The sequence below is a fragment of the Saccharolobus shibatae B12 genome (assembly GCF_019175345.1).
In the GTDB taxonomy this organism is placed as follows: domain Archaea; phylum Thermoproteota; class Thermoprotei_A; order Sulfolobales; family Sulfolobaceae; genus Saccharolobus; species Saccharolobus shibatae.
The window spans coordinates 821,979-842,658 of the sequence record NZ_CP077717.1 but is presented as its reverse complement, the minus strand read 5'-3'; the positions used below and the strand labels follow the sequence as shown (position 1 = coordinate 842,658).

The window sequence follows — 20,680 nt, the reverse complement described above, 5'->3', positions numbered from 1 at the left end:
ACTCCCTTTAACTCTACTCTATTATGGAAATAGCTGAAAAGATTGCTGAATTTGTGAATTCAGTCAATTATCAAAAGTTAAGTGAAAAGATTATACATGAGGCAAAAAGGAGGATAATTGATGCAATAGCAGTGGCCCGTGGAGCATTAAATTCCCCACCTCATTTAGTTAACAAAAACGTGGTAACGCATTTCCAAGGTTCTGTTCCCCTACTTTTCGGAGGAAATGCGACTCCAGACTTCGCAGCATTCTACAACACTTTTTTGATTAGATATCTAGACTTCAATGATACTTACCTTTCAAAGGAACCTCTTCATCCCAGTGATATGATAGGCGCTTTCTTGTCCTTAGGCTCACTATTCGATCTTAAAGGGAGGGATATAATAGAAGCAATTGCTATAGGCTATGAAGTTGGGATAAAACTATGTGACGCAACATCATTGAGAAAGAAAGGCTTTGATCACGTAACTTTCCTTCAAGTAGGAGCAGCTGCAGGTTTAGCTAAAATGTTGAAATTAGACGAGAAATCTACTATTAACGCTATTTCGTTAACAATAGTGCCAAACATTGCACTTAGGGAGACTAGGTCTGGGGAGTTATCGATGTGGAAGGCTGGTGCAGCAGCTGATGCTTCAAGAAAAGCGGCTTTCTCAGCACTTTTGGCGAAATTTGGTATGACCGGTCCTTCAAAGCCTTTTTCAGGTAGATTAGGTTTTATCAATGTTGTAGCTAAAGACTTTGACTCTTCGGTGTTTAACCATCTAGAGTCTGATGGTGTACTTAGGACTAGTTTAAAGAAATATCCAGTGGAGTATCACGCTGAAGCGGTTGTTGAGGCTGGAAAGAGTTTTAACGTTAACGTTGATGATATTGTTAAGATTGAAGTTGAAACCTATGAGGCAGCCAAGACGATAATAGCTGATGAAGAGAAATGGAATCCCACTAATAAGGAGACTGCAGACCACAGTTTGCCTTATATTCTGGCATATACCCTAATTAAGAAGGATTTCTGGCTCGACGCCTATGATCAAGAAATGATATTTAATGAAAAAATAAGGAGTTTGATGAAGAAGATTACTGTTATTGAAGACGAGAAATATACTAGTATATATCCTAAGGAGTTACCCGTTAAAGTAACAGTTTATACCAGTAAGGGTAGAGAGATGGTTGAGGTTAGAAATCCAAGAGGTTATTATAATAATCCAATGACTGATGAAGAAGTTGAGGAGAAGTACTTGAGGTTAAAAGGTAGGAAGGAAGAGTTAAATATTTTGTGGAATATGGAAGAATTAAAGGTGAAGGAAATTGTCTCAAGTATTAAAGGAATCTGACTTCTTGATAGTACCGGGAGTATTTAATCCATTTACTGCAATTCTGGCAAAGAAGGTAGGTTTTAAGGCAGTGTATTTATCAGGTGCAGCTCTTACCTCATCTTATGGTCTACCAGATATAGGTTTAATAACATTAGATGAGGTTGCTGAGATGATAAGAAGGATAAAGGAAGTTGCTGATATTCCGATAATAGTCGATTCAGATACTGGGTTTGGTGAGGCAATAAATGTCTATAGAACGGTAAGGGTTTTAGAAAAAGCTGGTGCTGACGCTATTCAAATAGAGGATCAGAGAATGCCAAAGAAGTGCGGCCATTTAGAGGGTAAAGAGGTTGTAGAGCCTTTAGAAATGGTTCAGAAGATAAAGGCTGCATTAAAGGCTAGAAGAGATGCCTTAATAATTGCAAGAGTCGATTCTCGCGGTGTAATAGGGTTAGACGATGCAATAGAAAGGGCCAAGATTTATTTAGAGGCAGGTGCTGATATAATATTTCCAGAGGCTCTCACTAGTAAGGAGGAGTTCGCCAAGTTCGCTAAAGAGGTAAAAGCTCCGTTACTGGCTAATATGACTGAGTTTGGTAAAACTCCTTACATTAAAGCCCAGGAGTTTAAAGAGATGGGTTATAAATACGTAATATTTCCCGTTACTATATTTAGAGTAGCTGCCAAGGCAATGAAAGATGCCTTAGAAGTACTATTGAAAGAGGGAACTCAAGTTAATTTATTAGATAAGATGATTACTAGGCAACAACAGTATGAGATAATTGATTACTTCTTCTATGAGAGATTAGATAGGGAATTAGGTAGTATAAAACTCGTTAGAAAGCTTTAAATTTTTATATACGAAATTTAAATTATGGCAGTAACTTCTAGAAGCTTAATTAAGAGATCCCCTGTGATTGTTAAGGTAGGTACTAAGGCTATTGAGGCCTGTAAGATTATGTATCAAAATAATATAGGATCTGTGGTAATTGTTGACGAAAAAGGCTATCCAGTCGGAATATTTACGGAGAGGGACGTGTTACGTGCGGTAGCGTGTGGAAAGAATTTAAATGACAATATAGAGAACCTAGGAACTTTTGGGAAATTAATAACAGTTAAGCCTAATTCTCCTATTGGAGAAATAGCAGAGAAAATGGTTAAAAACAATATAAGGCATGTAGTTGTAGTGGATGAAGAAGGTAAGCTTGTTGGTGTTGTATCCATAAAGGATATAGTTAATGAGAAACATGTTCTAGATTTTTTAGTTAGGTCTGAGTTAAGTTGGGAAGGGGGTACTGACTAATGAGTGTTGTAAGTAAAGGTTTGGAGAATGTTATTATAAAAGTTACGAATTTAACATTTATAGATGGAGAAAAGGGAATATTGAAGTATAGGGGGTATAATATTGAAGACCTAGTTAATTACGGCAGTTATGAAGAGACTATCTATTTAATGCTCTATGGAAAGTTACCTACGAAGAAAGAGTTAAACGATTTAAGGGAGAAACTTAATGAGGAGTATGAGGTACCTCAAGAAGTATTAGATTCAATATACTTAATGCCTAGAGATGCTGATGCTATAGGTCTTTTAGAAGTGGGAACAGCAGCCCTAGCCTCTATCGATAAGAATTTCAAATGGAAGGAGAATGATAAGGAAAAAGCAATTAGTATCATTGCTAAAATGGCTACTCTAGTATCAAATGTATATAGGAGAAAGGAGGGTAACAAACCAAGAATACCAGAACCTTCAGATAGTTTTGCTAAAAGCTTTCTCCTAGCCAGTTTAGCTAGGGAACCCACTGCAGAGGAAATTAACGCAATGGATAAGGCTCTAATACTCTATACAGACCACGAGGTACCAGCATCGACAACTGCAGCACTTGTAGCTGCATCTACTTTATCAGATATGTATTCCTCTCTTACTGCAGCATTAGCAGCGTTAAAAGGTCCGTTACATGGTGGAGCAGCTGAAGAAGCTTTTAAACAATTCGTTGAGATAGGAGATCCAAATAGAGTAGAAATGTGGTTTAATGATAAGATAATAAATCAAAAGAATAGACTAATGGGATTTGGTCATAGGGTTTACAAGACTTATGATCCTAGAGCAAAAATATTCAAGAAACTAGCCTCAACTCTGATTGAAAGAAATAGTGAGGCTAAGAAATATTTCGAGATAGCTCAAAAACTTGAGGAGTTAGGAATAAAGCAATTTTCTAGCAAGGAAATCTATCCTAATACCGATTTCTATTCTGGAATAGTCTTCTACGCTTTAGGATTTCCAGTATACATGTTTACCGCATTATTTGCTTTATCGAGAACTTTAGGCTGGTTAGCACATATAATAGAATACGTAGAGGAGCAACACAGACTAATTAGGCCGAGAGCTTTGTATGTTGGACCAGAACATCAAGAGTATGTTCCTATAGACAAGAGATAAGCTTTTTTTAAACTTTTTACCTAAGATATATACACATGCCTTCAATATTAGGTTCGATAGGTGCTATTATCGCTTTTATAATAGCTTGGATAGTGATTTCCATACCTACATGGTTAGCTGGAAAAGTAGTTGCACCACGAACTACCACGTTTGGTAGGGCTATGTTAGCGACGTTGATTGGAGTAATAGTTTATGCAATTTTTACAGCGTTATTCTCACTCATTTCGCCAATAATTGGAGTAATAATAGGATTTATAGCATTTCTAGGAGTATATAAGGTTGTCTTTAACACCGGCTGGGTACAAGCTTTAGGTATAGCAATTTTGGCAATAATAGTTGCGATCATAATACTATTCATCCTAGGGCTAATAGGGATTACCTTGCCTCATTTCTTTCCAATTCTATAATAGATTAGCTGATATTTTATTAATTTCTTCTAATATCCTTATTCTTTACTTATAAGCTTTGCATGAACGTATTGAACGGGCATGGCTACTTCTACGTTCCACTCTTGCGGAGAGGAAATGAATCAACTAAACTAGATTTGCAATGGAGTCCTAAATTGCCCTTTGCCTCATTTAGGTCCTTTAAGATAAAACTCAAAGTAATTTTTCCTTTTTATCTCATAAGGAAATTTTGTTGATAGTAGGTAAATTGTACCATCATCAGCCTTTATTTCCTCAGCATACCCTAAATCATAAGCCATCGCAGTCATGGCACATAACGCAGCATCAACGTAATCCTTAATCTCATGCAATTCTCTCCAATTTAAACCAATCAACTTCATGGAAGACGTTGGATGAGTCTCGATTACATTATGTAATCTGTCCTTCAATTGGATAGCTCTTTCTACAAGTGTTTTCATAAAGGATGGTGGTAATACTTTCAGCTTTCTCTTTATCAACTCCTTGTCAACGTTTCTGAAACCGTTATGATGAGAAAGAGGTGAATCTATCGCGGTAATTTTTGCTCTATTACAACTTTCTATAATTTCCTCATTTGTTGTTAGTTCAATGATTTTTATCTCGTTGTTTATGAGGATACCCACTGCAGTCTTCCTTCTTACTGCTAGATCGATTCCACAATACATATTTATTTCCCTTATTATCTTCTTATTGTGAAACCCCCTATTATTGTAATAAACTTTAAGGCCTACGAAAACTCCTTTGGTAATAAAGCAATTGAGTTAGGTAAAAAGATAGAAAAAATAAGTAAGGAGCATTCAGTTGAAATAATATTGTCAGTACCAGCTACCATGATCTACAGAATGGTCCAAGAGGTAGATTTACCAATTTATGCTGAACATGTAGATCCAGTGCCTTTAGGTGCGTATACGGGAGCCATATTACCAGAAATGATAAAAGATGTAGGTGCTAAAGGGACATTGATAAATCACAGTGAGAGACGTCTAAGGGCTGATGAAATAGATGATGTATTAAAAAGAACTAAGAAATTAGGTTTGAGTAGCATACTATGCGTTGACAGATATGAGTTAGTCTATCCCTTTAGTTTACTAAGGCCTGATGCAATTTTGATAGAGCCCCCAGAATTGATAGGAACCGGTATCTCAGTATCTAAGGCAAAACCCGAGGTAATAACTAAAGCCGTGGATGAGATAAGAAAGTCTGAGGGAATCTATCTAATAGCGGGTGCTGGAATTACGACTAGTGAGGACGTTTATAAGGCGTTAAAACTTGGAGCTCATGGAATAGGTGTAGCAAGTGCTGTCATGAAGGCTAAGGAGCCTGAGAAAGTTGTTGAAGATTTTATCACAAGTGCATTGAAGGCTATCTCCTCTTAGCTACTTTTAATAAATATATGTTCTGGAAAATTATAGCTATATATGTTTTTATTTCATTCTCCTCAAAACCAATTAACGAGAAATAGGTGTAAAGATATATTGATGCAGAAAACAAAATACATTCTTTTATTTCCACAAAAACTCTTCTAATGCTATTAAATTAATTAACAGAATTTTATTAATCAATCTTAGCAATCTATTACCATTGAAGCCTAAATAGAGTTTAATGGGGAAGAGGGGCAAAAGTTTCCTTCTGTGAGGTCTGTTCACTATTCAACTCTAATTCTCGACTATAATTTTCTTTTATAAATTGTAACTTTATTTAAATAATATCTCATAGAGTTTATATATGGGTGATTCTTTTCCGTACTCATTTTTAACTATTTCCTCCATTCGTTTTATTCCAACCAAAGAATATAAGGATGATAAAATAAGAAATGCCGATACTATTTCACTTTCTCCTGAAACCTCATTTACTATTTCATCATACTTCAACACATTAATGAATATTTTGTTATTCCTATAAATTGCAAGTTCATTTATATTTTCCAATGCTATTTCCATAACATTTTTTCCCACACCATATTTGTTAAGGAGTACATTTAGAGTATCTTTAACACAAGAAGTATCTTTGCAGCCTATCATTATTTCTAACCAACATGTGATATCACTCTCTACGTTTATAGCTTTTTCTTTCCAACCATATTAATGTCCTCTTAGTGATATGATAATTGCTATGGTGCTTAAGATGATACCTAAGATTGATAAGGAGATCGCTATATAAGATATAAGTTGAATCTTGTTCACTAAATATAAATCAGTAACTTTACTTAATAAGTACTCCTCTTTGGTATTATTACGTAATTAAAGAAGTTGTTGTGTAAGGCAATGCTTTTTATCAAGTGTTTAGTAAATCTTATATTCTTAAAATACTATTGCATTCTGTGACCTACTGGTTAGTACCAATACAAGAGGACATGTGGGATGTAATTAGAGATAAGGGAGTTTATGGTTACAAAGAAAATCTAGAGGAATACATAAAAGAAGGCGACTACATTATTATATACGTTAGTAAGTACTATGCTAAAAGATATGGGGGAAAGATTGTAGGTATAGTAAAAGTGCTTTCAAACTGGTATGAGGATCAGACACCAATATATCCAGAGGAGACAGTAAGGAATAAGGGAATATACGTTTATAGAGTTAAAGTAGAACCTGTTGTAATTGGAGAATGTGATATGAAAAAAATTTTAGATAAGATTAGATTTATTGAAGATAAAGGGCAAATAGCTAAATACCTTAGAAATGCCCCAGCAAACCTCAAGAGGCCTATTCCAGAAAGCGATGCTAAAATAGTGGAAGAGTGTCTTAAGGAATCATTACTTAATATCTGACAACGTTGCTTACTTCTTCTAATAACGTTCTGATAGATTCGTAAAGTCTAGATACTAAAGTATTAACTAATACTTTATAGATAAAGAATATTACGTACCTTATATTTATGATTAAGAGCAGCCTTTTAGCCAATTTCTGCTGATATTGAATCATTCTTCTTAATCTTTTATCTAATATATTATTCTTTATATCTCTCACGAAGTTTAATAATTCTCTTAATCCCTCTTTTAATGACTTTAAATTTCTAGAATTAAGCTTCGTTATAATATTTTGGTAAGTCTTTTTGATAATCTCGTATTGCAGTATATCGTTAAATGTAACATTGTTACTCTTAACATCAGTCATATTTATAATATTATATGGTATTATCTTAAAAACTGAGAGTGATGATATTTTCGGGGATTTAGATTTGATGATATACTTTCAGCGGGCTGATGACAAGACTTCTTCTACAGCCTTTACCCCTTCACCAAACCTTATTGGTTCACCTAATTTCCTTAGGGTTCTCTCAATAACACTTATTGCTACTATGGCATCATTAGGGGTAACCCAGCCCATATGACCTATTCTAAAATATTTAAATGCTGGATGAACACCTGGGGCAAACTCTACACCCTCATTAACAGTCTCCGCTAGAATCTTTTGTGGTTCAATAGTCTTTAGAAGTACTCCAGTTACAGTATTACTATAGGACTCTGGTCTCCTAGCTACTATCTCTAATTCTAATGCTTCTAAACCAGCTCTAATTGCACTAGCTACTGTTGCGTGTCTTTTTATTCTATTTTCTATACCTTCCTTCTCTATCAGTCTAAAGGCTTCAGCTAACTGTAAAATTACATGAACTGGTGGGGTAGCAAAGTATGCAGCTTTACCCTCTTCAACCGCTCTCATAACTGGTAACCAATTCTTTAAATTCAAATAATATCCAGCAATTGAGTCTTGTGAATCTAATATTGATACGGCCTTAGGAGAAAGTAATAATAAGCCTAAACCAGCTGAGGAACCTAACGCCTTTTGACTGGCTGACAAGTAAACGTCGACGTTCCATTCTTCAGCTTTAACTTCCTCAGCCCCAACACTTGATACTCCATCTACTGCTATCAATTCCACATATCTTCTAATCTTATTTATTACATCTTTTACGGGTTCTCTCACTCCAGTACTGGTCTCTACGTGAGTTAGTGTTACTAACTTATAGTTGTCTTTTCTAACCTCTTCCTCTACCTCCTCTGGTTTAACGTAATCTCCGGGAGAAGGTCTTAATACCTTTACATTAACTGGATATCTCTTGAATATTTGCTCCCACCTATCACCAAAGACACCATTAGAAACTACTAGTATTTTATCATTAGGTTTGAGTAATGACGTGATGCTTTCCATAGCAGAGGTACCGCCTCCGGGGATTATTAATGGCTGATAACTCTTGCTTGCCCCCATTACGTATCTTAATCCTTTTAACGAGTATGAGAGTGCCTCTACAAATTCTTTAGACGTAAAACCAACGTTGTTTTCAAGCCCTGCTATTAAAACATCCTCCTTGATAGTAGTAGGACCTACATGCAGTAACAGTTTATCCATAAAATGTGAGTTAGTTACACTCCTTTATTTTTTTCTGTAGGAAAAGGAAACCTCTCTAATCTATACGCAGAGTCCCAGAACATATATTCGTATATAGATGCAGTTCTAAAATGAGTTTTCATCTTATTAAATTCCTCTTCACTAACTTTCATACTATTCACAATACCTAATACTGCCCTAACTCCCCTTTCGTACTCCTCTCCACCATAAGTTTCTATCCATTTCTGATAATATTTATCCTTGGATCCTTTTTTGAGCAATTCCTTTCCAACCTCCATATATATCCAATAGCAAGGCAATACTGCAGATATTGCTTCATAAAAAGGCTTGGAATAAGCCACGGCAAGTAGGTAAGATGTATAAGCTAGATTAGTTGGACTCATTTCATAATCTTCCACATTTAAATTGAATTCACTTATGTAAAATTTATGTAACGCCTTTTCTACCTTTATGGCATCTTGTATGTGTGTTGCAAACAATAAAGCTTGTTCCTCATCTTCAGCCTTTGCTGATAATAAAGCCAAGGCCTTAGAGAACTCCCTCAAATACAGATAATCTTGAATGATATAGTACTCGAATTTATTTCTACTTAGGGTTCCTTCAACCAGTTCAAGAATAAATGGGTGTTTAAGGATTGAAGAGTAAATATCTTGGATAGAATTCCACAACTTTTCACTATTTTCCATCATAAAGGAAATAGCACATGGCTGTTATTTAAATTTTCGAGGGTCGTGAACTATCTTCTTTTAGGTCGAAGGTATATCGTCATCTTTATTAAAAAATATCTTCAAATAATTAATAAGTATGAGTGCAAAAGAAGACATATTAAGATCTATAAAAAATTCGAAGTTGGCTAATGCATTTATCAAGGTTAATAGGGAAGACTTTTTGCCACAACTATTGAAAAAATATGCATATGATCCTAATTATATAGACAAACCCTTTTACGTCACACCTAATATCACGACTACAGCACTAAGTTTAGGCATATACATGCTTGATATTCTTAATTTAGGAGAAAATCAGAAGGTTTTAGAAATAGGTACTGGTATAGGTTATTACACAGCATTAATAGCTGAAATAGTTGGTGAGAATAATGTTGTATCCATTGAAATCGATGATACGATGTTTGAGTATGCTAAAAACGTTCTTCTGCCTAGATATCCTCTAATTAAATTAATTAAGATGGATGGAAGTTTAGGATATGAGAAAGAGGCTCCTTACGATCGAATCGTAATATGGGCTGCTGCACCGACTATACCTTGTAAGCTATATGATCAACTTAAGGAAAACGGGATCATGGTAGTACCAATAGGTAGTGAAAAAGCCCAAGGTCTTTATAGGATTACTAGAATTGGCTACGAGCCTAAGATAGAAAGAATTGGGGATGTAATATTTATGAAAATGAGAGGCTTATTTGGATTTTACGAGGATGACGATCCAAATGAGAGGAGAATAAAGAAAATAGAAGAAAAGGTAAATAAGTTGCTGTCCAAATTCATGAATCAAAGCTAGCTTAAAGATTAAAGGTTAATAATAGTGTGATACGTGTATTTATATAATGCTCTTAAATGTTAGAAACCTTACAGTGAAATATGGTTCTTTTATCGCAGTTAATTCGTTAAGCTTTTCAGTAAACTCAGAAGTCTATTGTCTTTTAGGTCCCAATGGAGCGGGAAAAAGCAGTACGTTGAAGGCTATAATGAATATGGTACCTTTTGAGGGTGAGATAGAGATCTTAGGAATTAGTAATAAGGATAAAATTGTGAAAAATTACGTTGGTTATGTTCCTGAACAACCAGCCCTTTACGAATATATGACGCCAGCTGAGATAATAAGTTTCGTATCAAGTTTAAGAGGAATTAAAGATCTAAACAGAATAAACGCGCTAATTAGGGCGTTCTCCTTAGATATGTTCATGAACACACCTATAGCCTCCTTATCTATGGGAAATAAGCAAAAAGTTTCGATATTATTGTCCTTGATTCATGAACCTAAATTACTAATCCTTGATGAGCCTTTTAACGCATTAGACGTTCTATCAGTTAAAGTCCTTAAGGAACTAATTCAAAATCATATTAAGAACGGAGGTGGAGTGTTGTTCTCCACGCACATAATGGAGGTTGCAGAAAAAATCTGCACTAGGATAGGTATAATGAATAGGGGAATAATGGTAATGGAGACTTCTTCAGATAACATTAGAGAAGCTGGTAGATCCCTTGAAGACGTTTTTCTCTCCGTCACTGGTCTAGATGAGGAGATAAAGGATATACTAAAGGGATTGGAATGAGTAACGTGAAGATTCACGATGTAGTTTACAAGCAAATAATCTATCTAATGTACACAAGCAGATCTTTTGGCTTATCACCTAAGCCGGATGCTATTAGCAAAATTAAAAGAAATGCGGTTACAATTAAGATAAGTAATATTATTGCATATACAATAGCAACAATAGTTTCGGCGTCTATCTCGATAATAAATAAAGACGCTCCTTTTTCCTTTATATTTCTAGACTTAATTATACTCGCCAATATTTTCACTACTGGACTGAATGTAATTTTCTTCGTAACAAATTATGATCTAAAAACTTTCTTACTATCGCTTCCTCTTACTGAGAGAGATATAAATATGGCTGTATTTAGAGGTATATTTGAATTTTTCTACTATGGTTTTTTGACATCGATAGTAATTGCTCCTATCTCCACTTATATGATAACTATGTCTATTTTGCAAGCCCTTATGGCAGAATTTGAGATAATATTTTTCTTTTCACTTTCCTTTGCGTTGGTAATACTATTGGGGAAGAGAATAAGATTAGGGATAACTTCTGCACTATTTAGGGTAGGAACATCACTAATTTGGATAATATTTATAATACTACCTTATGGTTTTACCTTCAGATACGTAATTCTCCCCTTCTACATCTTACCCATCTTTCCTTTCGGTTTCTTAAATGTTGAGGGTCTCTTACTTTCACTAGTTTACACTGGTCTTTCCATAATCTTTGCCTATAATCAGGCCTTGAAATTCCTATCGTTCAGGGTTACTTCTCATTATGCTACAAAATATAACATAAAATTACGGACTCCATTAATAACGTATCTTTATAAAGATATTAAGGGTCTTCTTAGAGTTCCTCAAGCTAGTTTCTTACTAACCATACCCGTATTCGCACTGATTTTCTCATTTTTTGCACCAGTTTACGCTATCTTTTATACAATCTTTATGATAACGACGTCCTCAATAATGCTAATATTACTAGAAGCCTCTGGAATGCAACTATTATTATCCTTACCATCGGGATTGAGGAGTTCTTATATTTCGAAATTATTAATTATTTTGATAATCTATCTGATAGATGTTCTAATCTTCTCATTTTTTAATCACGCTTATTTAAGTCTGATTATGTTACCGTCATCAATAGCTAGTGTGGAACTTAGTCTTTTCATATCATACAATAACGTTATTAAAGGAAAAGGAATAAGAATTGCGGATCCATTATCGCTACTAATAAGGGAAATAGAAATAAACTCAATTGTAGGCGTAGCTGCCTTATTGGTATTCTTTGCTAACGTATATTACTCTCTAATTTTCTCAATTATCTCACTAATTATAATAAATATAGCAATATACAAAAAAATTAAATAACTTAGAACTTTGGTCTGGATCTCCTTATAGTTAAGAGCAATATTCCTAAAATGACAATTGCAATTACTATCACGATACCTCCTATGAAAGTCCCATTTACAGTCTTTACCAAAGTCTCAGTTATTGGTTCATTTACAGTTATTGTCATACCATTAGTAACGTTATAAGTGCCTATCCATTTGCCTTGTTCGTATATCGGTATAGAGTGGGTTAACGTTATCACACTTCCACTTGGGAGCCATTCTGAACTCCCATTTATAGTTACCAAATATTCCTTTACTGGCTTAACATTAATATTAGTTGGTTGGGTTACGTTTATTAGGTATGAAGTAGTGTTATAAAATATCCTTACATTATTGCTAATATTGACGTACTTAGATATTGATATAATTTGTCCAGCTGGTACCCATATTTCGCTTGTATTTACGGTTCTATTTAATATTGTAATCAATACGGGTGTATTCACAGTAACTAAGTATTCCTTTATCGTGGTTACCTTTACAGTTATGCTTCTATTTACTGTAAAGTTAAATGGTACTATAGATAATATTACATATCTCGTATTGTTGGAAACATAATATGACATATTTACGAAAGAAATAGGCGTTCCGGTATTATACCACCCTGGACTAAAAGTAACTAAGGTTGAATTGATTAAGGCTTTAATTGGTATATTGGAAATTAAGTCTATATAATATTGTAGCACGTATTGTAGTTTTAATGAGATTGGCTCATTAATTATTATAACAGCAACGGAAGTCGACTTTCCATTTAGACTAATGCTGACTAAGTGTTGTCTTTCAGTTTGATTGATATACCAGGTCGGATATAGTTCAATTTCAGTACCGTTATTATACCATCCGTTACTTAGGGTAGCATTTTTACCGTTGAAGAATATGTAAACGGGATAGTTACTACTAACATTTAAGAAATACTGAGGTAGTGTGATTATAGTTATGTTGATTGGTTGAAGTAATGTAAAGTTTGAATAGGGTAAAACTTTTTCCATGAGGAGTCTTGCGGTACTATTTATGTAGTATGTGATATTCTCTATCTGTATTCTACTTCCAGTATTGAACCAAGAGTATTTTTGTAACGTCTCGTTAGTACCATTGACTAATGCGTAAACTGGAACCTTGGAATAAACAGTTAGAGGATACTGCTTTACCGTTATGATTGATATTGTGACTGGATTTTCAACCGTAATATTTTTGGAAGGTAAAATAGCAATTATTATGTCTCTATATTCGTTATTTGGTCCATAATATGTTATGTTTTCTACATTAATAGTTGTCCCTCTATTATACCAGTTACTGGTTAATGTATTGTTACTTCCATTAATGAGTGCATAAATAGGTATTTGCGATTTCACAGCAATATAATATTGCACCAACTCATCTACAGTTATTGTATAAGACATGTTTACGAGGATTTTATTTGCAGGTAAAATCTTAGTAATTATCGCTCTAGTTTCATTACTCTGATAGAATGTTATGTTATAAATTTGTATAATCGTATTCTGATTATACCATCCTGAGAAAATCGTACTATTAGTACCATTTATTGAACCAAAAAGTGGGATTAATGAGTTAACGTGTACGTAATACTGTAAAATATAAGTTACGGTAAGATTAATAGGATTATTTAGTGTAAACTGACTCGTTGGATATGAAAATACCATTATTCTCGAACTGTTAGGATAATATGTAAATGGGCTGATTGCAACTTTTATGGATGCGTTATACCACCCACTGCTTAGAGTTGTATAAATTCCATTAATACTCGCGTTTACTGGGACGTTTATATTAATAAAATACTGAAGTTGATAGTATACTGTTAGATTGCCACTTCTATTTGCCAGAATTGGCGTAGAATTTAAACTAACAATCCTACTTAATCCATTTAAAACCATAGATGGTAAACTTATATTAGAATTAGAGTCTACAAAAATCAAGGAAGGTAATCTCACCGTCTCCTTAAAACTGTCGTAAAAATACGTAACGTTTATTGGTATATTAAAACTGCCTCCAATCACCTTATAGTTTAAGAATATTGGGTATAAATCGCCAGTTATAAAGTAATATCCATTTGACGCAGCATATGCTCCTATATAGGATAAATCATAGAAGGTATAGTTATTTGAGACTGAGTATGCTACCTCATTAGACGCTATACTTTGTGGAGGGGAGGTTAAATACATTTCATTAATACCTAAAGTGAAGCTAGTTGTTAAATATTGTAATCTATACACCACTCCGAGTTCACCTCCAAAATATGCTCTAAGGTGATACCATTCCGTCATTAATCCAGTTATGTAGCCATGTAAAAAGTTAAGATCTGTAACGATACTCGATGCACCGTTGGCGTTAACAGTCGCAACGGCTTTAGCACCGGTACTATTATCATAGGCGGAAAGTACTATATTACCATTCGATATTTCAATTTCCAACATTATCTCATCTCCATTATTCACATTTCCGTTAAAGCTAAGCAAAACTGGTCCAATTACCGAATCCCCACTGCTATTCCAAACCATGTAGATCATATGGAATCCTGGGTCAAATGAACCATTTGTATAAGGCCAATTATAGGCTACACCAATTTGATACCACCAGTCATTATTGGTTATTGCGTTTAACAAATATGCTGGACCGTAACCAGAATCGCTGGTTTGCGAAATTACTTTTACATAAGCTATTAAATTTGTACTAACTGGATACGCATTTAATGCCATGAATATTTGCTCATCGTAGAAAGTTATCCCCGGGTCATTAGAATTTAACGGAGATAATGGCAAGGGTTTGGCGTTGCTATGATATACTGAGGTTAATGGTATAAGAGATATAATTAAAAGAATTGTTATGATAATTACTCTCCATTCCATATTTTTTGTCTTTATATAAAACTTTTTAAGTGTTTTTCCAACAGAACTTTCTTCAGTAGTACTATATATCAGAATCATAATATTTGTTAATTATCTCCATTACCATAAGACATATATACTCAGCTTGAGAATAAAGAATATGATGTTAAATGATTCCACCAATAGTATTTGTTAAGATTTCCTTCGTTATTATAGCCTTAATCATGGCTATCTTTGGAGTTACCTATGTCGGCCTGGCTTACTTTAATCTCTTTCCGCGAGTTAGGAATGATTTATATATTATTGGTTCTACATTAGTTGCAATAGCTACAGCATTCGTAATACTCACGTTGGTTTTGCTCTGATGCTGAGAAGGGCTCGGCTTGATCTGTGATGAACCCGAGCCATGCTAACTGAGCAGATATGTTTGATGTTAATAATATTTATATCGCAATCCCACTAAGATATATTTATGAGAAGAATTCTAAGATGGTACCTAATATACAGATTACTCAAGGCTCTATGGAGGATAAGAAGGTGATAAGTCATGATGAATGTAATAATGAGAGAAATAGGTAAAAAGTTAGATGAACTATCTAGAGAATTCTATGAATCAGTTATTCCGCCTATAGATATGTATGAAGAAGGAGGAGAGTTAGTAGTAGTAGCAGATTTAGCTGGTTTTAATAAAGATAAGATAAGTGTAAGGCTATCTGCACAGAACGAACTGATAATTAATGCCGAAAGGGAAATACAGTATACCGGCACTAAATATACTACTCAGAGGCCTCTTAAGATACATAAGGTAATTCGTTTACCGGTGAAGGTTAGGAAGGATTCTCAAGTTACAGCTAAATATGAAAATGGAGTATTGACTATAAGGATACCCGTAGAGGGTTCGGTATCAATCAAAATAGAGTAATTCTCCTTAAGTTATGTATTTTTTCTTCCACTGAGTGATATTGATAACGCTAGAATGACCATAAGTAGGGTAATTATAATATCTCTTGTTATTGCATAAAATATTATCGTTATAACCAATATCGTTTGAGGAATATAATTAACTATTGTACTACCTCTTCTACTACTTTGTATGTTTATCAGTTCTTGCTGTTGTGAATATGACAGTAGAAAGCTCCTAAACCTATTCCAAATTCCATCTACTATTTCTCTTACTTGTTCTATAACAACCTTTGTTGTATATCCTTCTTCCTCTAAAAAAGTTATCGAAGATTTAACAAAGTCGAAATCCTTGTCTATTTCTCTACAAGTTCCATCTAAAACGTTAATCATTCTAAAAGGTAGAACAAGTTTAGAAGGCATTCTGAGTGGGAACTTAAAGAATACTTGATCAGCTAATTTCATAAAATCTTCCAGCTCTAGTTCACTAACTTCTATTCCTTGCATTGCCTGCATGAAAAGCTTCAGTCCTTTCGCTAATACCCTCCTATCCGCGAAAGGTTGTATTGCACCTAACTCGTCCAGCACCCTCACTAGCGAATCGGCATCCATTCTAATCATTGCCACATATGCTCTTATCAGTAGATTTCTAGTCTTTTCATCTATTTTCCCAGACATCCCAAAATCGTAGAGTACTAAATTCCCTTGATCATCTACGGCTATATTACCAGGGTGAGGATCTGCATGAAAATAGTCCTTATTTAGTAACATATACATAAACAATCTAAATACTCTATACGCCAATACTCTGGTATCGACTATCTTTTTTGCTTCTTCACTTGTAACTTTATACCCTTTAATATATTCCATCACTAACACTCTCTTAGTAGCCTTTACTATTGAAGGTATTCTTAAGGATGGGTAATCGGACAACTCCTCCTTAATCTTATTTAAATAAAATGCTTCCTTAGTATAATCCATTTCTTCAAATATTCTTCTAGAAAATTCTTCTAGGAATACCTTTATTATTTCAGTGAATGATTCATCAAATACAAATCTAAGAAGTGGCAATAATTTCTTCACTACTTGAATATCTTCATTAACAATTTCCTTTATTCTAGGCCTATTTACCTTAATTGCAACTATCTTCCCTTTATACTCCCCCAGATAAACTTGACCTAAAGAGGCTGAGGATAGCTCTTTCAAAATTTTTACGCTATCACCTAGTTCCTCTTCAATAATTTTACTTACCTGGTTAAATGGAGCAGGTGGGACATCGTCTTGTAATCTGGCCAGTTCCTTTATATATGCTTCCGGCATGATATCAGGTCTAACTGAAAGAATTTGTCCAAACTTGATAAATGTGGGGCCTAGTTCGATTAAAGTGTCAACAAATTTCTTAGCTTCTTCGGCTATCTCCTTTTCATCAATTGGCATTTCCTTTAGGATTCTATTTCTGAACGCCCTATATGCTAGTACTCTAGGCGTCAATTTAAAGAATACTTTCAGTAATCTTTTAATCACAAGTATAATGGTAAAATGGAAGTATTTGTGCCTATTCAAAGTTGTTACATCACCGTAATTAGATTCGAAATAAATTCTTCTCAAGCTCATGAAGATTAAATGTTGCAATTAATCTTAGAATAAGCAAAAGAAGTTAGATATGATCACGAATTCCATTATCTTGCTTATTTGTACGTTTATTTTAGGAAGAATTTAATAATTCTGTTAGTTATCGATATACGTGAAAATACTAATAATTGCCCCATTAACTGAGGTATCGGAAGAAGAAAGTGAAATTGAACCTATAGAAGTTACAAATTGGACAAATCCACCAGTGGGAATTAGCTCTAAGTATACTTTTTTAGCTGAAAAGAAGTTCCTAGAACAAGAAAGACATGAAGTTAAAATTTTAACTCTTGTTCCAACTGAGATAAAAACAAGATTTAATGTTAAATTCAATAATTATAATGAATTAGCTAGTAATATTTTAGAAACCTTAAAACTCGGTGACAATATCACAGTTGAAGTAATACCTTTTGAGGACTCAGTAAGTTTTGGCACTTCTCTATTCTTCTCTTATCTGAAAATAAATGATGTTCTAAAGAATTTCTTACCTAGTTTAATACTTTTAGATGTATCACATTCTACTTCTTCCTTTTCTACAGTAGTTTTAGCGGCGTTAGAAATAGCGATAATTGATTCACTTCTCACACAACAAGTTCAAGACTATATCTATACGAAAGTAGCTAAAAAGGGCGATTCTATACAATTAATTAGCCATGTGCTTAAGAATATATATAGTATTAAACTATCTGAATACTTCTTAAGAGAAATGAAGATAATGAAGTCCGAAAAGCAAACTAATTTACCTCAGCCTGTAGGAAGGGCTGAATTTAGGAGACTTGGTTTTTGTATAGAAAATTGTTATCCTCTAGTAATGCTTCATATTCTGAATAGAATAGACCTAGAGAAGCTATTAAGCGAAGAGAAAATTATGGATATAGTTATGAATAACTTGGAAATAAGAGATGGTAAATTAATAGAGAATGTTGAATTATTAGAAGGCGCAACTTACTATGTCCTTGCTACGCATTTAGTAAAGAAGTATAAAGTTGAAAAGCCTTTTAGCATTGATAATTTGAGAAATATTCTAAATTTAACTTCTCCAACATGTAGAAGAATCTCCAATCAGATTATAGACGAAGTAATGATAGAGTTGAACTATCTTATAAAGCATTTAGAATTAAAAGAAGCTGAGTATAGCTTAGGACAGATATTTAACTTAGTAAAACAGCCTCTAGCTGAGATTATACGAAAAGAGGAAAGTATTGGTAATATATTAAGTGGATACAAGGGTGAATGTGATAACATCGATCTAACTGGTATTGGTCTAGATCCTAACGCGACTATTATAAAGATAGATAGAGATAAGATTTACATATATTACTCTGAACAATGTGAAGATAGTGTGTCAAGCAAAGTGAAGGAATTGATGGGTGATTAACAGAAATCTAGCTTTATGCAAATCCTATCATTTTTACAACTATCATCCAATTCAATTATTTGAAAGTTCTCATCAAGAATTTCCGTTATTATGCGAAGGAACATGATTATATTTGGATTAGTTGATGCATTAATTATCTCAAATCTTGTTTTTCCATCTGCAACTAATTTTATGTTCTCTCCTAGAATATACGTTAGTCCTCTTATAACGTTCTCTAAGATAGACCTCTCTTTGCAATTATTTTCAAAGTTCTCTAAATACAGTAAAGATGTCTCTTGCACTTTATTAGTTATTGTTGACAACAACGAATTGGCTATTTCTTTGTATATTTTTTCGTCTTGTATATTTGAGATAAGATTATAGAACACATTAGATGAAATGAGATATTTAATTCCAACTATTGAATTTCTGATACTAATATCAGTTATATCGATATCTTCCATTATAAGTTCAGACGCGCTCTGTATTATCTTATCTGTACAATTATATGATTTCTTATTATCTAGTTTTATGCAAATCTCATCCAATTTCTCCCAAATATCGCTTCTAATCCTCCAAGGTCGAGATTGTAATGTCATGTGTTTAATTGGTGGGATAAAGTAATTATGGGTTTTGCATTTCAGTTATGAAAATATTCTCTCATTCGTTCTTATTTTAAAGTATCCATGACTACCTTTTTCTATTTCTGTTTCATTTAAAGTATATCTTATAAAATTAGAGAGGTTCTGATCAAAATCATTTAAGCCTGCAATAATTAGCTCTTGGTTATTTATCTTTATTACTCTAATTTTAGGACTCATAAGAAGGGCAAAAATGTCAAGGTTTTTGTTGATTATTTCCTTCTCTAATAATCTATAATTAATATATTCGATTCCTCTTATATTAGGATATAAAATATGGCCTGTTTTTCTCAGCTCTAAGAACAAGGTGTAAATATCATTTAGTCTATCCAATATGTTATATAAAAGTAAATTATTTTTGAACAAAGTATCATATATTGTGAGTATTTGGTATAGGGACCAATCGTTTACGAATTTATCGGATTTAATATCATTTTTGAGATTGAATTTAGCTATTATTTGATTTCTCTTACTGATCACACTGCTTTCAACCCTCACTAGATGATGATTTTGGTTTGCAAAATCTATAAGAGACCGATATGATGCAATTATTTCTAGATTGTCTTTAGAGCTATTTATCTTTCCTATGTCTAATACTGCAACAATATTCTGTAGAAAATTTTCTACATATTCTCGTAATTTTTTATTTATATTATTTAAACTGATTTTATAGACTAAATTATTCCCATTCCTAATTACTAGCGGGGTATATGTGGATGGAATTAAATACTCAAGAAGATGTTTTAGATATATTGGATTTATGAAACTAAAATATTTTTTAATTAGATATTTTGTAACCTCATCATCGGAATGCAAATCAACTTTATCCTCTATATAGGAATAATGGACAAACGAAAAGTTCTCGTGAATCAGAATATAAGGGACGAGAAAGCAGAGGTCTACTCCCAATAAAGACTCATCCTTTTCCATCATATTCATGATACTCATAAGCGCGTTAGTGTAGAAATCTTTCTCATCCTCTATTCCATACATCCTCATGATGACCTCTGCTCTTTCCCTAAGGCTTTCGCTAATTGGCGTTAGTCTAACATCGGAAGATCTTGGCACTATATAAAATAAGAATAGAGGTTTATAAGGTTTCTAGACTTTTTCATATAA

Annotated in this window: 23 protein-coding genes; 13 read left to right on the top strand and 10 right to left on the bottom strand. The window is 33.6% G+C overall.

What is annotated here, in order from left to right; all coding sequences use genetic code 11:
• Positions 1–23: 23 nt before the first annotated feature.
• Genes J5U23_RS04695 through J5U23_RS04675 form a run of 5 tightly spaced genes read left to right on the top strand, consistent with a single transcriptional unit; the run spans position 24 to position 4,156 of the window.
• Positions 24–1,331 carry an MmgE/PrpD family protein gene (locus J5U23_RS04695; protein WP_218261295.1) on the top strand — a complete coding sequence of 436 codons (1,308 nt, stop codon included), beginning with the start codon at positions 24–26 and terminating at the stop codon, positions 1,329–1,331.
• Positions 1,306–2,163 (top strand): methylisocitrate lyase, encoded by an 858-nt coding sequence (gene prpB / locus J5U23_RS04690; RefSeq protein ID WP_218261294.1) that lies wholly within the window; start codon positions 1,306–1,308, stop codon positions 2,161–2,163. The genes J5U23_RS04695 and prpB overlap by 26 nt, the downstream gene beginning before the upstream one ends.
• A gap of 24 nt (positions 2,164–2,187) precedes the next feature.
• Positions 2,188–2,616 carry a CBS domain-containing protein gene (locus J5U23_RS04685; protein WP_218259660.1) on the top strand — a complete coding sequence of 143 codons (429 nt, stop codon included), beginning with the start codon at positions 2,188–2,190 and terminating at the stop codon, positions 2,614–2,616.
• Complete coding sequence (gene gltA / locus J5U23_RS04680; protein ID WP_218259659.1) at positions 2,616–3,749, top strand: citrate synthase; 1,134 nt, start codon at positions 2,616–2,618, stop codon at positions 3,747–3,749. Before J5U23_RS04685 ends, gltA begins: the two co-directional genes overlap by 1 nt.
• 35 nt (positions 3,750–3,784) lie before the next feature.
• A complete protein-coding gene (locus tag J5U23_RS04675; protein WP_218259658.1) occupies positions 3,785–4,156 on the top strand; it encodes a hypothetical protein in 372 nt (123 codons plus the stop codon).
• Between the two features lie 167 nt (positions 4,157–4,323).
• On the opposite strand, the gene J5U23_RS04670 is transcribed toward J5U23_RS04675, so the two are convergent.
• On the bottom strand, positions 4,324–4,839 hold the full coding sequence (locus J5U23_RS04670; protein ID WP_218261293.1) for a DUF429 domain-containing protein: 516 nt from the start codon (positions 4,837–4,839) through the stop codon (positions 4,324–4,326).
• 27 nt (positions 4,840–4,866) lie between these two features.
• On the opposite strand from J5U23_RS04670, the gene tpiA reads away from it, so the two are divergent.
• Positions 4,867–5,550: a triose-phosphate isomerase gene (gene tpiA / locus J5U23_RS04665; protein WP_218259656.1), complete on the top strand. Its 684-nt coding sequence runs from the start codon at positions 4,867–4,869 to the stop codon at positions 5,548–5,550.
• On the opposite strand, the gene J5U23_RS15670 is transcribed toward tpiA, so the two are convergent.
• Together J5U23_RS15670 and J5U23_RS04655 are read right to left on the bottom strand one after the other, a co-directional pair.
• The gene (locus J5U23_RS15670; RefSeq protein ID WP_244988823.1) at positions 5,537–5,686 is read right to left on the bottom strand and encodes a hypothetical protein; all 150 of its coding nucleotides are present in this window, start codon (positions 5,684–5,686) and stop codon (positions 5,537–5,539) included. The genes tpiA and J5U23_RS15670 overlap by 14 nt on opposite strands.
• A 182-nt stretch (positions 5,687–5,868) precedes the next feature.
• Positions 5,869–6,195, bottom strand: a complete 327-nt coding sequence (locus tag J5U23_RS04655) for a hypothetical protein (RefSeq protein WP_218259655.1) — start codon at positions 6,193–6,195, stop codon at positions 5,869–5,871.
• A 257-nt stretch (positions 6,196–6,452) separates the two neighbouring features.
• Between J5U23_RS04655 and J5U23_RS04650 the strand changes: the two genes are divergently transcribed.
• Positions 6,453–6,944 (top strand): EVE domain-containing protein, encoded by a 492-nt coding sequence (locus J5U23_RS04650; protein ID WP_218259654.1) that lies wholly within the window; start codon positions 6,453–6,455, stop codon positions 6,942–6,944.
• Here the strand turns inward: J5U23_RS04650 and J5U23_RS04645 are convergent.
• The 3 genes from J5U23_RS04645 to tenA form a co-directional block, all read right to left on the bottom strand.
• Complete coding sequence (locus tag J5U23_RS04645) at positions 6,934–7,290, bottom strand: hypothetical protein (protein ID WP_218259653.1); 357 nt, start codon at positions 7,288–7,290, stop codon at positions 6,934–6,936. The genes J5U23_RS04650 and J5U23_RS04645 overlap by 11 nt on opposite strands.
• Before the next feature lie 78 nt (positions 7,291–7,368).
• Positions 7,369–8,523 (bottom strand): pyridoxal-phosphate-dependent aminotransferase family protein, encoded by a 1,155-nt coding sequence (locus J5U23_RS04640; protein WP_218259652.1) that lies wholly within the window; start codon positions 8,521–8,523, stop codon positions 7,369–7,371.
• 14 nt (positions 8,524–8,537) lie between these two features.
• A complete protein-coding gene (gene tenA / locus J5U23_RS04635; RefSeq protein ID WP_218259651.1) occupies positions 8,538–9,212 on the bottom strand; it encodes a thiaminase II in 675 nt (224 codons plus the stop codon).
• 115 nt (positions 9,213–9,327) lie between these two features.
• Between tenA and J5U23_RS04630 the strand changes: the two genes are divergently transcribed.
• Genes J5U23_RS04630 through J5U23_RS04620 form a run of 3 tightly spaced genes read left to right on the top strand, consistent with a single transcriptional unit; the run spans position 9,328 to position 12,171 of the window.
• A complete protein-coding gene (locus J5U23_RS04630) occupies positions 9,328–10,038 on the top strand; it encodes a protein-L-isoaspartate O-methyltransferase family protein (protein WP_218267111.1) in 711 nt (236 codons plus the stop codon).
• Between the two features lie 46 nt (positions 10,039–10,084).
• Positions 10,085–10,813 carry an ABC transporter ATP-binding protein gene (locus tag J5U23_RS04625; RefSeq protein WP_218259649.1) on the top strand — a complete coding sequence of 243 codons (729 nt, stop codon included), beginning with the start codon at positions 10,085–10,087 and terminating at the stop codon, positions 10,811–10,813.
• Positions 10,810–12,171, top strand: coding sequence for a permease (locus J5U23_RS04620; protein WP_218259648.1), 1,362 nt, complete (start codon positions 10,810–10,812; stop codon positions 12,169–12,171). The genes J5U23_RS04625 and J5U23_RS04620 overlap by 4 nt, the downstream gene beginning before the upstream one ends.
• 1 nt (position 12,172) lies before the next feature.
• Here the strand turns inward: J5U23_RS04620 and J5U23_RS04615 are convergent, their stop codons facing one another.
• Positions 12,173–15,133, bottom strand: a complete 2,961-nt coding sequence (locus J5U23_RS04615) for a hypothetical protein (protein ID WP_218267110.1) — start codon at positions 15,131–15,133, stop codon at positions 12,173–12,175.
• 71 nt (positions 15,134–15,204) lie between these two features.
• On the opposite strand from J5U23_RS04615, the gene J5U23_RS16065 reads away from it, so the two are divergent.
• Both J5U23_RS16065 and hsp14 read left to right on the top strand, forming a co-directional pair.
• Positions 15,205–15,399 carry a hypothetical protein gene (locus J5U23_RS16065; RefSeq protein ID WP_240781355.1) on the top strand — a complete coding sequence of 65 codons (195 nt, stop codon included), beginning with the start codon at positions 15,205–15,207 and terminating at the stop codon, positions 15,397–15,399.
• A 182-nt stretch (positions 15,400–15,581) separates the two neighbouring features.
• Positions 15,582–15,956 (top strand): archaeal heat shock protein Hsp14, encoded by a 375-nt coding sequence (gene hsp14 / locus J5U23_RS04610; protein ID WP_218259646.1) that lies wholly within the window; start codon positions 15,582–15,584, stop codon positions 15,954–15,956.
• Positions 15,957–15,967: 11 nt separating this feature from the next.
• Here hsp14 and J5U23_RS04605 read toward each other — a convergent pair whose 3' ends face one another.
• Complete coding sequence (locus tag J5U23_RS04605) at positions 15,968–17,458, bottom strand: ABC1 kinase family protein (protein ID WP_218261291.1); 1,491 nt, start codon at positions 17,456–17,458, stop codon at positions 15,968–15,970.
• 220 nt (positions 17,459–17,678) lie between these two features.
• Here J5U23_RS04605 and J5U23_RS04600 point away from each other — a divergent pair, with 220 nt between their 5' ends.
• Entirely contained in the window at positions 17,679–18,941 is a 1,263-nt protein-coding gene (locus tag J5U23_RS04600) for a hypothetical protein (RefSeq protein WP_218267109.1), read from the top strand.
• Here J5U23_RS04600 and J5U23_RS04595 read toward each other — a convergent pair.
• Together J5U23_RS04595 and J5U23_RS04590 are read right to left on the bottom strand one after the other, a co-directional pair.
• On the bottom strand, positions 18,938–19,519 hold the full coding sequence (locus J5U23_RS04595; protein WP_218259643.1) for a hypothetical protein: 582 nt from the start codon (positions 19,517–19,519) through the stop codon (positions 18,938–18,940). The two genes, J5U23_RS04600 and J5U23_RS04595, sit on opposite strands and share 4 nt — an antisense overlap.
• 45 nt (positions 19,520–19,564) lie before the next feature.
• On the bottom strand, positions 19,565–20,629 hold the full coding sequence (locus J5U23_RS04590) for a hypothetical protein (protein ID WP_218267108.1): 1,065 nt from the start codon (positions 20,627–20,629) through the stop codon (positions 19,565–19,567).
• Positions 20,630–20,680: the final 51 nt, after the last annotated feature.